The sequence below is a fragment of the Pseudomonas sp. CC11G genome (genome assembly GCF_056174845.1).
The window spans coordinates 14,395-26,636 of record NZ_JBWBZC010000024.1 but is presented as its reverse complement, the minus strand read 5'-3'; the positions used below and the strand labels follow the sequence as shown (position 1 = coordinate 26,636).

Sequence of the window (12,242 nt, the reverse complement as noted above, 5' to 3'; positions counted from 1 at the left end):
AAAGGAACACTGAGTAAACAGCATGAGCGAAGACCGATCGAGCAGCGGGCAAAAATCCTGGTTAGGCAAAATTACCCAGGCTTTTGCCCATGAGCCGAAAAACCGTCAGGAGCTTCTAGAGCTGCTGCGCGAAGCCCATCAGAACAAACTCCTGGACAGCGAAGCGCTGGCCATCGTCGAAGGTGCCATTCAGGTGGCCGACCTGCAGGTTCGCGACATCATGGTGCCGCGCTCGCAGATGGTCAGCATCAAGGCCGGCCTGACGCCTCAGGAGCTGATCCCGGCGATCACCGAGTCCGCCCACTCGCGCTACCCCGTCGTCGGCGAAAGCCTCGATGACGTGATTGGCGTACTGCTGGCCAAAGACCTGCTGCCGCTGGTACTGCAGAGCGACAGCCAGGCCTTCAACATCAAAGACATGCTGCGCCCGGCCACCTTTGTGCCTGAGTCCAAGCGCCTCAACGTGCTGCTGCGCGAGTTCCGCGCCAACCACAACCACATGGCCATCGTCATCGACGAATACGGCGGCGTGGCCGGCTTGGTCACCATCGAAGACGTGCTGGAACAGATCGTCGGTGATATCGAAGACGAGCACGACGTCGAGGAAGACAGCTATATCAAACCGCTGCCCAGCGGCGACTTCCTGATCAAGGCCCTGACACCGATCGACGCGTTCAACGAGTCGTTCGACAGCGAATTCACCGACGACGAATTCCACACTGTCGGCGGCCTTGTGATGAGCGCCTTCGGCCATCTGCCCAAGCGCAACGAAATTGCCGAGATCGGCGACTTCCGTTTTCGCGTATTGAGCGCCGATAGCCGTCGCATTCACTTGCTGCGCCTGACCCGTATCGACCGGTAAAACGGAACGTAGGTTGGGTTGAGTCGCAGGCGAAGCCCAACGATACGCATATGCCCCCAACACCGATCTACCGACCAACAGGAAAACAATGAACTGGATTTCTAAGGCCGGCTGGGTCGGCAATTTAGTCGCCCTCGCCGCAGGCGCCATCACCACCCTCGCCCTCGCCCCTTTCGATATCTGGCCATTGGCCCTGGTGTCCATCGCCCTTTTCTACCTCGGCCTGCGCGACCTCACGCCGCGTCAGGCCCTGGGCCGTGGCTGGTGCTTTGGCTTTGGTGTGTTTGTCGCCGGCACCAGCTGGATCTACGTCAGCATCCATGATTACGGCGGTGCCTCGGCGCCGCTGGCGTTGTTCCTCACTGTAGGGTTCTGCGCGTGCGTCGCCTGGTTCTTCGCCCTGCCCGCTTTTGTGTGGGCACGCTGGCTGCGCCGTGTCGAAGCGCCGCTGGCCGACGCCCTGGCTTTCGCCGCGTTGTGGCTGGCCCAGGAAGCGTTCCGCGGTTGGTTCCTCACCGGTTTCCCCTGGCTGTACGCCGGCTATAGCCAACTCGACGGCCCGCTGAGCGGTCTGGCGCCGGTCGGTGGCATGTGGCTGATTTCCTTTGTGCTGGCGCTGACGGCGGCGCTGCTGATCAACCTGCCGCGTCTGGGCGACCGCAAGGCGTTTCTAGCCGTGGGCGTTGTACTGCTGATCGCACCATGGGCCCTGGCCTTGGGCCTGAAAACCCATGCCTGGACCGAACCCGCCGGTGCACCGCTGAAAGTGGCTGCAATCCAGGGCAACGTCGCCCAGGAAATGAAGTGGAACCCCGAGCACCTGAATGCGCAGCTGGGCCTGTACCGCGACATGACCTTCAGCGCCAAGCCGGTGGACCTGATCGTCTGGCCGGAAACGGCAGTGCCGATTCTCAAGGAGTTCGCTGACGGTTACCTGAATGTCATGGGCCGTTTCGCCAATGACCGCCAGGCCGCGCTGATCACCGGTGTGCCACTGCGCGAAACCAATGCCCAAGGCGAAAAGCGTTACTACAACGGCATCACCGTCGTTGGCGATGGCAGCGGCACCTACCGGAAACAGAAGCTGGTACCCTTTGGCGAATACGTGCCACTGCAGGACGTACTGCGTGGGTTGATCGCATTCTTCGACCTGCCGATGTCCGACTTCGCCCGTGGCCCCTCCGACCAGAAACTGCTGGATGCCAAGGGCTACAAGATCGCGCCGTTTATTTGCTACGAAGTGGTGTACCCGGAATTTGCCGCCGGCCTGTCGGCGCAAAGCCAACTGCTGCTGACGGTGAGCAATGACACCTGGTTCGGCACCTCGATCGGCCCGCTGCAACACTTGCAGATGGCGCAGATGCGCGCACTGGAAGCCGGCCGCTGGATGATCCGCGCCACCAACAATGGCGTGACCGGGCTGATCGATCCGTTTGGCCATATCACCACGCAGATTCCGCAATTCGAACAGGGCGTGCTGTACGGCGAAGTGGTGCCGATGCAGAAGCTGACGCCCTACCTGCAATGGCGCTCGTGGCCGTTGGTAATTGTGTGTTTTCTGCTGTTTGGGTGGGCGTTGTTGGCGAGCCGGATTGCCAAGACGGTTTGAGCACACCAACCCCTACCACCGTCATCCCCGCCTTCGCGGGGATGACGGGTATATGAGCGAAAGAAACCTGCGGGTTACCGATAAAACAACGGATAGGCAATCTGCCCCGCCACTTCGTTAAGCAATATGCCGGTCTGCCACATGCTTTTGCTTTCCGGCAACCAGCCACCCAACGGCCGCAAGTTGGGCACGCTCATAAATCCTACCGGCGCCGCCACCACCTCCAGCCCGGCACGCTCAAAACACCAGCGCGCCCGTGGCATATGGGCGGCCTGGGTGATCAACAACACCCGGCGGATGCCGTCCTTTTGCAGCATCTGCGCGCTGAACTCGGCGTTTTCCAACGTGGTACGGCTGCGGCCTTCCTGCCAGCGCACGGGCACGCGAAAATCTCTGACCATCACTTCCGTCATCAGCTGCGCCTCGCTGATGGGTTCGTCATACGGTGCGCCGCCGCTGATCAGCACGGGCAAGCCGGTGCTTCGCGCCAGCCGCGCGGCATAGCGCAGGCGTTCCACGGCCAGATGACTGGCTTGGTCGCCGCCCCAGGCAGGGTCTTCCCGCTCGCGGCCGGCACCGAGCACCACAATGGCATCCACCCGCTGCGTCAGGCCTTCGATCTGCTGGGGCGTCAGCGCCGGCTCGCGCTCTACCACCCGCGCCAAGGTTTCCACGGCGATGGGCAAACTGCTGATCCACAAGCCGCCCAGGCCCAGAACGAAACACGCCAACGCCACACGGGGCATACGCCGACGCAACCACCAGGCGGCCAGAAGCAACAGAAACAGGCAGCCGGGCGGCAATAGAAGTTGTTTGAAGAAATAACGCAGGACCATCGAGCACCTCCCAAAGGTGCCCGAAGCCTACCGGGGTTTGGAGGCGCGGAACAACTGCGAGCCACAGGCGCTGCAGGCCTGAATACCTTCGCCGGGATGCCAGAAGGCAGCGGTACCGCACAGTGCGCAGAGCAGCTTTTGTCGGCGGCGCATCAGGCCTTTGGGTTTGGCCATTTTGGCGATATGGCCAGGGCGTGGAGGCTTGATGGTGGGCGCCGGGCTTTGCTCGATCAGCGCCAGTTCCTTGGCCGCCGCATGCCAGCCGCGCAGCCAGTGCAGGTCCCGGTCCAGGTAGGCGCGAATCAGTTCCAGCTCAGCCGGACTAAGGCCACGAAGTTCTAATTCTTGCGGGGTTTTGTTCTGCCAGCGGCTGTCGCTGTCGGCTTCATCCAGCGCTATGGCAAGACGATGCAGCAGGCGCTCGTAGAGACCGCCCTGTGCTTCTTCGTGCCGTAACTCCGCCATCTGCAACCTCGCCAGCTCCGTGCCATTGATCTTCCTGCAAGCATAGTTTCGCCCTCGCAACGAGCCGGCCGCCGCGACCAACGGCGGAGGCTCAGGCGACAGGCGTAATCAGGGTTTCCCAGCCCCCGGCGGGGTCATGTATGCTACGGCGTTCTTTGAAACGTCCTTTTTCACAGCCAAAGTAGCCATGCACGAACATTACCAGCCCCGTGAAACCGAAGCCGCCGCGCAAACCTACTGGGACGAGCAGAAGTCCTTCGTAGTCAGTGAACAACCAGGCAAAGACACCTTCTATTGCCTGTCGATGTTCCCCTACCCCAGCGGCAAGCTGCACATGGGCCATGTGCGCAACTACACCATTGGCGACGTGATCGCCCGCTACCAGCGCATGCAAGGCAAAAACGTACTGCAGCCGATGGGCTGGGATGCGTTCGGCATGCCGGCGGAAAACGCCGCGATGAAAAACAACGTCGCGCCCGCCAAGTGGACCTACGAAAACATCGCCTACATGAAGAACCAGCTGAAAAGCCTGGGCCTGGCGGTGGACTGGACGCGCGAAGTCACCACCTGCAAACCGGACTACTACCGCTGGGAACAATGGCTGTTCACCCGGCTGTTCGAAAAGGGCGTGATCTACCGTAAAAACGGCACCGTGAACTGGGACCCGATTGACCAGACCGTTCTGGCCAACGAGCAGGTTATCGACGGCCGTGGCTGGCGTTCCGGCGCGCTGATCGAAAAGCGCGAAATCCCGATGTACTACTTCAAGATCACCGCCTACGCCGATGAGCTGCTCACCAGCCTCGACGACCTGCCGGGCTGGCCTGAACAGGTCAAGACCATGCAGCGCAACTGGATTGGGAAATCCCGCGGCATGGAAGTCAGCTTCCCCTACGACCAGGCCTCCATCGGCCAGGCCGGCAAGGTGAACGTCTTCACCACCCGCGCCGACACCCTGATGGGCGCGACCTATGTAGCCGTGGCCGCCGAACACCCGCTCGCCGCCATCGCGCTGCAGAAGCTGCCGGCGGACAAAGCCGCGGAGCTGCAAGCCTTTATCGACGAATGCAAACGCGGTGGCGTGGCTGAAGCCGATATCGCCACCCAGGAAAAGAAAGGCCTGGCGACTGGCCTGTTTGTCGAGCACCCGCTGACCGGCGAAAAGCTGCCGGTGTGGGTCGCCAACTATGTGCTGATGCACTACGGCGACGGCGCGGTCATGGCCGTTCCGGCGCACGATGAGCGCGACTTCGAATTCGCCCACAAGTACAGCCTGCCGATCAAATCGGTGGTGCGTACCAGCGCCGGCGACGAGAACCCGGCGCCGTGGCAAGCCGCCTATGGCGAGCACGGTCAACTGATCAATTCTGGTGAGTTCGATGGCCTGGACTTCGCCGGCGCCTTCGATGCCATCGAAGTAGCGCTGCAGAAAAAAGCCCTCGGCCAGGCTCGCACCCAGTTCCGTCTGCGCGATTGGGGCATTAGCCGTCAACGCTACTGGGGCTGCCCGATTCCGATCATCCACTGCGATACCTGCGGTGATGTGCCGGTGCCGGAAGACCAACTGCCCGTCGTGTTGCCAGAAGACGTAGTACCGGACGGCGCCGGCAGCCCGCTGGCGCGTCTGCCTGAGTTCTACAGCTGCACCTGCCCGAAATGCGGCGCCGCGGCCAAGCGCGAAACCGACACCATGGACACCTTCGTGGAATCGTCCTGGTACTTCGCCCGCTACGCCTCGCCGAACTACACCAAAGGCATGGTCGACCCGGCTGCCGCCAACCACTGGTTGCCGGTTGATCAGTACATCGGCGGTATCGAACACGCGATTCTGCACCTGCTCTACGCGCGCTTCTTCCACAAGCTGATGCGCGACGAAGGCCTGCTCGACTCCGATGAGCCGTTCAAGAACCTGCTGACTCAGGGCATGGTGATTGCCGAGACGTACTACCGTCTTGAAGCCAACGGCAGCAAAACCTGGTTCAACCCGGCCGACGTTGAAATCGAACGTGATGCCAAGGCCAAGATCATCGGCGCCACCCTGAAGACCGACGGTTTGCCGGTGGAAATCGGCGGCACCGAGAAGATGGCCAAGTCGAAAAACAACGGCGTTGACCCGCAGTCGATGATCGACCAGTACGGTGCCGACACCTGCCGCCTGTTTATGATGTTTGCCTCGCCGCCCGATATGAGCCTGGAATGGTCCGACTCAGGTGTTGAAGGTGCGCACCGTTTCCTCAAGCGCGTCTGGCGTCTGGCCCAGGCCCATGTGGCCCGTGGCGTGCCTGGCAGCCTCGATGTGGCCAGCCTCACCGACGCGCAGAAAGACGTGCGTCGCGCCATTCACCTGGCCATCCGCCAGGCCAGCCAGGACATTGGCCAACACCACAAATTCAACACCGCCATCGCCCAGGTGATGACGCTGATGAACGTGCTGGAAAAAGCCGCGCAAGACAGCGACGCCGACCGCGCCCTGCTGCAAGAAGGTCTGGAAACCGTGGCCCTGCTGCTGGCACCGATCACCCCGCATATCAGCCATGAACTGTGGCTGGAACTGGGCCATGAAAACGCCGTTATCGACGCCCAGTGGCCAGTGCTGGATGAAAGCGCCCTGGTGCAGGACAACCTGCAACTGGTGGTACAGGTGAACGGCAAGCTGCGTGGCCAGATCGACGTGCCGGCTACCGCCAGCCGCGAAGAAGTCGAAGCCGCTGCACGGGTTAACGAAAACGTACTGCGTTTCCTCGACGGCCTGACCATTCGCAAGGTCATCGTGGTACCGGGCAAGCTGGTCAATATCGTCGCGAGCTGATGACGTATCGCGGCCGCCATTGGCGCCGCGAACACCTAATTGAGTTGGCGCTGCAGCATTGGCAGCGCTACAGATGGTTTAAGGGGATAACAGATGATCAAACGGAATCTGATGGTAGTCGGCCTGGCAACCTTGCTTAGCGCCTGTGGTTTCCAGCTGCGCGGCACCGGCGACATGGCCTTCGCCCTCACCGAAATCAACCTGACGGCCCGTGATGCGTACGGCGCGACGGTCAAGGAACTGCGCCAGACGCTGACCAATAGCGGCGTGAATGTGCACGCCGGCGCGCCCTACACCGTGGCGCTGACCAGCGAGAGCACCAAAAACCGTACGGTCAGCTACACCGGCAGCGCTCGTAGCGCCGAATACGAAACCACCATGGAAGTGACCTACGAACTGCGCGGCGCCAAAGACGTTGTGCTGCTGCAAAATACCGTTGACGTGCAGAACACCTACGTCAACGACGAAAACAACCTGATCGGTTCCGAGCAGGAGTCCCTCCAGCTCAGTGAAGAACTGCGGCATGAATTGGTTACTCAACTGGCTCAGCGCCTGCAACTGATCACCCCGGCCCAGCTCGAGAAGCTGCAAGCCGATGCCGACGCCAAGGCACAAGCCGATGCCGACGCCAAGGCACAAGCCGAAGCTGACGCTATCGAAGCCGCGCGCAAGGCCGAGGCCGAGAAGCCCCAGCAATCGCCGCTGCAACTGCCGATCAAAGTCCAGTAAGACCGCTCGGGCCGCTCCGGCGGCCCAGCACTCCCGCCTATGAAGCTCGCCCCCGCACAACTCGCCAAACACCTGCAAAGCAGTCTCGCCCCGGTGTATGCCATCAGCGGCGACGATCCGCTGCTGTGCCAGGAAGCCGCCGACGCCATTCGTGCAGCCACCCGCGCCCAGGGTTTTACTGAACGCCAGGTGTTCAACGCCGATGCCAGTTTCGACTGGGGCACGCTGCTGCAAGCCGGCAACAGCCTCTCGCTGTTCGCCGAAAAGCGCGTGCTGGAATTGCGCATTCCCAACGGCAAGCCGGGCGACAAAGGCACGGCGGCGTTGCTGGAATACCTGTCGCGTCCACCCGAAGACACCCTGCTGCTGATCAGCCTGCCCAAGCTCGATGGCAGCACGCAGAAAACCAAATGGGCCAAGGCGGTCATCGACGGCCCCCAGGCGCAGTTCATCCAGATCTGGCCGGTGGAAGTGCACCAGTTGCCGCAATGGATTCGTCAACGCATGAACCAGGCGGGGATGAACGCCACCCAGGAAGCCGTCGACCTGATTGCCGCCCGCGTGGAAGGAAACCTTCTGGCCGCTGCGCAGGAGATCGAGAAGCTCAAGCTGCTAGCCGACGGCAATCAGATCGACGCCAGCACCGTGCAGGCCGCCGTGGCCGACAGCGCCCGCTATGACGTATTCGGCCTGATCGATGCGGCTCTCAATGGCGAAGCCAGCCACGCCCTGCGCACCCTCGAAGGGCTGCGCGGCGAGGGCGTCGACAGCACCGTAGTGCTATGGGCCCTGGCCCGCGAACTGCGTCTGCTGGCGACCATTGCGCAGCAGTACGGCCAAGGCATTCCGCTGGAAAAAGCCTTCAGCCAGGCCCGCCCGCCGGTGTGGGACAAACGCCGCCCGCTGGTGAGCAAAGCCCTGCAACGCCACTCCGCTGCACGCTGGAGCAAGATGCTGCAGGACGCCCAGCGCATCGACGCGCAGATCAAGGGCCAGGCCGCTGGCGACCCCTGGCTGGATATCAGCCGGCTGACCTTGTTGCTCGCCGGTCAACGTCTGTCGCTTCCTCAGGAGTGATAAGCGGCACTGGACAGACGCCCGACACAGGCCGATGATCCGCGCCGCGGGGCTACCCCTCTTCTGTTATCAAAGCCCAGCCACCCGCCCCGCCCGAGGACTGTCATGGCCACATCGAAGAAACGCCCCAATAAAGCTAAATCCATCATTGCCCAACCCCTGTTCCGCAGCCGCCAGGAACAGCCGAAGAAAGGCAAAGGCAGCTACCGCCGCGAAGCCTCCCAGCAAAACTGGGGGCTTCTGTCTTTCTGGGGCCTGGTTTTTTTGCTGCGGGCTTTCTGGCTGCCTGAAAGGATTCCACTCCGTCAGCGTGGTAAGGTGGCCGCTGTTTACCGCTTTGAGACCTGCTGATGTTCAACCTGTCATCGCGCACCCTGGCCTGCGCCGTACTGAGCTTTCACTTCAATCTGCTCACCGCCTGCGCCGAAGCGCCCCAAGCGCCACAGTCTACTGCCTCCGCCCTGCCGACCGCAGCCGCCGCGCCCACCGCCGCTGGCGCCCCCGTCCAGCCTGCCGCCCCTGTACCGACGCAAACGTTCGAAGAATGGCGCAGCCAATTGCGCAGCGATGCCGTCAATGCAGGCATCAGCGCCGCCTTGTTCGACCGCGCCTTTGCCAATGTCACCCTCGACCCCGCCGTGGTCGCCGCTGACAGCAGCCAACCCGAATTCACCCGCCCGGTCTGGGAATACCTCGATGGCGCCGTGTCCGCCCGACGTATCGCTAACGGTCAGGCGCAGTACGCCCAGCAGCAAGCAACCCTGAGCCGCATCGAGCAACGCTACGGCGTGCAAGCTGAAGTGCTGGTGGCGGTGTGGGGCATGGAAAGTGCCTATGGCAATAACATCGGTAGCAACAACGTCATCCGCTCACTGGCCACCCTCGCCTACGAAGGCCGCCGCGCCGCGTTCTGGCGTGAGCAGCTGATTGCCGCGCTACAGATTCTCCAGCATGGCGATATCACACCGGAGCGTTTAGTCGGCTCCTGGGCTGGCGCCATGGGCCAGACCCAATTTATGCCCACCACCTACAACCAGCACGCCGTGGACTTCGACGGCGATGGCCGCCGCGATATCTGGTATTCCTCGGCAGATGCCCTGGCCTCGGCCGCCCATTACCTACAGCAGTCGGGTTGGCAGCTGGGCAAGCCGTGGGGGTTTGAAGTGCGCTTGCCCAAGGCGTTTGATTACGCCCTGGCCGATCCGGACACGCGCAGAAGCGTGGCCGAGTGGACCGCCCTCGGCGTAATGCCCGCCAGCGGAAAAGCGCTGGCGCCGATCTTGTCCGGCGAGTCGGCAACCCTACTGCTGCCCGCAGGCCATCGCGGCCCGGCGTTTCTGTTGCTGAGCAACTTCCGCAGTATCCTCAAGTACAACAACTCGTCGTCCTATGCGCTGGCCGTTGGCTTGCTGTCCGACGGCATCCGTGGCGCCAACGCAGCGGTGCTGGCCGACTGGCCGCGTGACGACCCGCAGTTGGGCCGTAGCGAGCGCATTGAGTTGCAGGAGTTGCTGGCCGCGCATGGGTTCGAGCCGGGCGCCGCTGATGGCATTCTGGGCGCCAACACGCGTAAGGCTGTGCGGGCTTATCAGCAGCAGCTCAATCTGCCGGCGGATGGGTATGCGGATCACAGCTTGTTGAATCGACTGCGAAGCCAGTAACGCCACCACCAATAAAAAGGGCGACCCGAGGGTCGCCCTTTTTGCTTTTGCGATTTCAGCCGCTCATCTTTCGAGATCGAGCGAGCTAGAGCGGGGCAAGGCAAAAATGCTTTTTGAAGCGCAGTTGGCTGTAGCCAATGAGCATTCAAAAAGCATTTTTAACGCCGCACCGCCGACGCGCAGCCGATCGGTTACTTCTTGGCACCGTGCGCTTGCTGGTCGGCGTGGTACGAGGAACGTACCAACGGGCCAGATGCCACGTTCTTGAACCCCATCTTGGTACCTTCTTCGGCAAACCAGGCAAAGACGTCCGGGTGCACGAAACGCTGCACCGCCAGGTGGTTGCGCGACGGTTGCAGGTATTGGCCGAGGGTCAGCATATCGATGTTGTGCTCGCGCATGCGCTTCATCACTTCGATCACTTCTTCGTCGGTCTCGCCCAGGCCGAGCATCAGGCCTGACTTGGTCGGCACGTGCGGAACGCGCTTCTTGAAGTTTTCCAGCAGGTCCAGCGACCACTCGAAATCCGAGCCCGGACGCGCGGCTTTATACAGACGCGGCACTGTTTCCAGGTTGTGGTTGAACACATCTGGCGGCTCTTGTTCGGTGATGGCCAACGCCACGTCCATACGGCCGCGGTAATCCGGCACCAGGGTTTCGAGTTGCACGCCCGGCGACAGCTTGCGAATTTCCCGCAGGCAGTCGACGAAGTGCTGGGCACCGCCGTCGCGCAGGTCGTCGCGGTCTACCGAGGTGATTACCACGTACTTCAAACGCAGGTCGGCGATGGCGACGGCCAGGTTCATCGGCTCGTCGGCGTCCAGCGGTTTTGGTCGGCCGTGGCCGACGTCGCAGAACGGGCAGCGACGGGTGCAGATGTCACCCATGATCATGAAGGTGGCGGTACCACCGGAGAAGCACTCACCCAGGTTCGGGCAGGACGCTTCTTCGCAGACACTGTGCAGTTTGTGTTTGCGCAGCAGTTGCTTGATGCGGTCGACTTCCGGCGAAACCGGTACGCGCACGCGAATCCAGTCAGGTTTGCGCGGCAGCTCGTCGGTAGGAATGATCTTCACCGGAATCCGCGCCATCTTCTCGGCGCCGCGCAGTTTCACGCCCATTTCCACCTTGGCCGGTGGGGCTTTAACCGCGGTTGCTTCGTTGCCAGCTACTTCAATGCTCATAGCGATTCAATTCCGCCCGTCAGGGTCGTCTGTTCAGCGTAGTCGAGGTGTGTGACGAGCTGCGCGCGCAGCCGGGCACTTACTTCGGCAAATTCAATTGGTCCCACCTGGTCACGCAGTTGGGTCATGGCCATTCCGGCATACCCGCAAGGGTTGATGCGCTGGAAGGGTTGCAGGTCCATGTCCACATTCAACGCCAGGCCATGAAAGGACCGACCGTTGCGAATGCGCAGACCCAGCGAGGCAATCTTCGCCCCGTCTACATACACGCCAGGCGCATCCGGCTTGGCCTCGGCCTGCACGCCATAACTGGCGAGCAACTCGATCAGGCTCAGCTCGATACGGCTGACCAGCTCACGCACGCCCAGGCTCGAGCGGCGTACGTCCAGCATCAGGTAAGCGACCAACTGACCAGGCCCGTGATAGGTCACCTGGCCGCCGCGGTCGACTTTGACCACCGGAATATCACCGGGGAACAACACGTGTTCGGCCTTGCCGGCCTGGCCTTGGGTAAATACCGGCGGGTGCTCGAGCAGCCAGATCTCGTCGGGGGTATCTACCACCCGGGAGTCCGTGAAGTGCTGCATGGCATGCCAGGTCGGTTCGTAAGGGACCTGGCCGAGCTCGCGAAAGCCCAGGCGCTGGGTCATCAGAGCACCATATGCACGCGGCCAGTGGCGCGCAGGTCGCTGTTGATGTCTTGCAGTTGTTCGATGCCGGTGGCGGTGATCAGCAGTTGCACGGTGAGGTATTTACCGTTGCGGCTGTCGCGCTGCACCAGAGTGCCCACGTCCAGATCTGGCGCGTGGCGCTTGAGAATATCGATGACCAGTTCGGTAAAACCCTCGCCCGCATCGCCGATTACTTTGATCGGGTAGCGCTCGCAGGGAAACTCGATGGTTACGGATGTGGCGTCTGTCATGGCGGTCTCGGCGGGCTTTTGGCCTGCGGAAGCAGACGCCGGCCCGCCCTTTTGGGGCTGTGCCGGCGCCTGTGGCTATCGGTTAACG

Annotated in this window: 11 protein-coding genes and 1 pseudogene; 7 read left to right on the top strand and 5 right to left on the bottom strand. The window is 62.1% G+C overall.

The features are described 5' to 3' along the window. Positions 1 to 22: 22 nt before the first annotated feature. Both AC0V2S_RS22545 and lnt read left to right on the top strand, forming a co-directional pair. Entirely contained in the window at positions 23 to 862 is an 840-nt protein-coding gene (locus AC0V2S_RS22545; protein WP_475511654.1) for an HlyC/CorC family transporter, read from the top strand. 88 nt (positions 863 to 950) lie between these two features. Next, complete coding sequence (lnt, locus tag AC0V2S_RS22540) at positions 951 to 2,471, top strand: apolipoprotein N-acyltransferase (protein ID WP_475511653.1); 1,521 nt, start codon at positions 951 to 953, stop codon at positions 2,469 to 2,471. Positions 2,472 to 2,545: 74 nt separating this feature from the next. Here lnt and AC0V2S_RS22535 read toward each other — a convergent pair whose 3' ends face one another. Both AC0V2S_RS22535 and AC0V2S_RS22530 read right to left on the bottom strand, forming a co-directional pair. After that, complete coding sequence (locus AC0V2S_RS22535) at positions 2,546 to 3,307, bottom strand: YdcF family protein (RefSeq protein WP_475511652.1); 762 nt, start codon at positions 3,305 to 3,307, stop codon at positions 2,546 to 2,548. Positions 3,308 to 3,334: 27 nt separating this feature from the next. Beyond that, positions 3,335 to 3,772: a hypothetical protein gene (locus AC0V2S_RS22530; protein ID WP_475511651.1), complete on the bottom strand. Its 438-nt coding sequence runs from the start codon at positions 3,770 to 3,772 to the stop codon at positions 3,335 to 3,337. Positions 3,773 to 3,959: 187 nt separating this feature from the next. Between AC0V2S_RS22530 and leuS the strand changes: the two genes are divergently transcribed. From leuS to AC0V2S_RS22505, 5 genes and pseudogenes are all read left to right on the top strand, one after another. Further along, on the top strand, positions 3,960 to 6,581 hold the full coding sequence (leuS, locus tag AC0V2S_RS22525; RefSeq protein WP_475511650.1) for a leucine--tRNA ligase: 2,622 nt from the start codon (positions 3,960 to 3,962) through the stop codon (positions 6,579 to 6,581). Positions 6,582 to 6,674: 93 nt separating this feature from the next. Next, positions 6,675 to 7,310 (top strand): LPS-assembly lipoprotein LptE, encoded by a 636-nt coding sequence (locus AC0V2S_RS22520; protein WP_475511649.1) that lies wholly within the window; start codon positions 6,675 to 6,677, stop codon positions 7,308 to 7,310. 39 nt (positions 7,311 to 7,349) lie between these two features. Next, complete coding sequence (holA, locus tag AC0V2S_RS22515; RefSeq protein ID WP_475511648.1) at positions 7,350 to 8,387, top strand: DNA polymerase III subunit delta; 1,038 nt, start codon at positions 7,350 to 7,352, stop codon at positions 8,385 to 8,387. Positions 8,388 to 8,492: 105 nt separating this feature from the next. Next, a pseudogene (gene arfA, locus AC0V2S_RS22510) lies at positions 8,493 to 8,621 on the top strand (alternative ribosome rescue factor ArfA); the annotation flags it as partial. Positions 8,622 to 8,737: 116 nt separating this feature from the next. Further along, positions 8,738 to 10,048, top strand: coding sequence for a lytic murein transglycosylase (locus AC0V2S_RS22505; protein WP_475511647.1), 1,311 nt, complete (start codon positions 8,738 to 8,740; stop codon positions 10,046 to 10,048). Positions 10,049 to 10,239: 191 nt separating this feature from the next. Here the strand turns inward: AC0V2S_RS22505 and lipA are convergent, their stop codons facing one another. From lipA to AC0V2S_RS22490, 3 genes are read right to left on the bottom strand one after another with little or no spacing between them, the layout of a single operon-like run. Further along, positions 10,240 to 11,232, bottom strand: a complete 993-nt coding sequence (lipA, locus tag AC0V2S_RS22500; protein WP_475511646.1) for a lipoyl synthase — start codon at positions 11,230 to 11,232, stop codon at positions 10,240 to 10,242. Further along, a complete protein-coding gene (gene lipB, locus AC0V2S_RS22495) occupies positions 11,229 to 11,882 on the bottom strand; it encodes a lipoyl(octanoyl) transferase LipB (protein ID WP_475511645.1) in 654 nt (217 codons plus the stop codon). The genes lipA and lipB overlap by 4 nt, the downstream gene beginning before the upstream one ends. Next, positions 11,882 to 12,154, bottom strand: a complete 273-nt coding sequence (locus AC0V2S_RS22490; RefSeq protein ID WP_271198100.1) for a DUF493 domain-containing protein — start codon at positions 12,152 to 12,154, stop codon at positions 11,882 to 11,884. The genes lipB and AC0V2S_RS22490 overlap by 1 nt, the downstream gene beginning before the upstream one ends. Between the last annotated feature and the right edge of the window lie 88 nt (positions 12,155 to 12,242).

What these genes read in the sequence shown, in the direction of transcription:
- AC0V2S_RS22545 (WP_475511654.1), top strand. Translation starts at nt 23, where the DNA reads ATGAGCGAAGACCGATCGAGCAGCGGGCAAAAATCCTGGTTAGGCAAA.
- lnt (WP_475511653.1), top strand. Translation starts at nt 951, where the DNA reads ATGAACTGGATTTCTAAGGCCGGCTGGGTCGGCAATTTAGTCGCCCTC.
- AC0V2S_RS22535 (WP_475511652.1), bottom strand. Translation starts at nt 3,307, where the DNA reads ATGGTCCTGCGTTATTTCTTCAAACAACTTCTATTGCCGCCCGGCTGC.
- AC0V2S_RS22530 (WP_475511651.1), bottom strand. Translation starts at nt 3,772, where the DNA reads ATGGCGGAGTTACGGCACGAAGAAGCACAGGGCGGTCTCTACGAGCGC.
- leuS (WP_475511650.1), top strand. Translation starts at nt 3,960, where the DNA reads ATGCACGAACATTACCAGCCCCGTGAAACCGAAGCCGCCGCGCAAACC.
- AC0V2S_RS22520 (WP_475511649.1), top strand. Translation starts at nt 6,675, where the DNA reads ATGATCAAACGGAATCTGATGGTAGTCGGCCTGGCAACCTTGCTTAGC.
- holA (WP_475511648.1), top strand. Translation starts at nt 7,350, where the DNA reads ATGAAGCTCGCCCCCGCACAACTCGCCAAACACCTGCAAAGCAGTCTC.
- AC0V2S_RS22505 (WP_475511647.1), top strand. Translation starts at nt 8,738, where the DNA reads ATGTTCAACCTGTCATCGCGCACCCTGGCCTGCGCCGTACTGAGCTTT.
- lipA (WP_475511646.1), bottom strand. Translation starts at nt 11,232, where the DNA reads ATGAGCATTGAAGTAGCTGGCAACGAAGCAACCGCGGTTAAAGCCCCA.
- lipB (WP_475511645.1), bottom strand. Translation starts at nt 11,882, where the DNA reads ATGACCCAGCGCCTGGGCTTTCGCGAGCTCGGCCAGGTCCCTTACGAA.
- AC0V2S_RS22490 (WP_271198100.1), bottom strand. Translation starts at nt 12,154, where the DNA reads ATGACAGACGCCACATCCGTAACCATCGAGTTTCCCTGCGAGCGCTAC.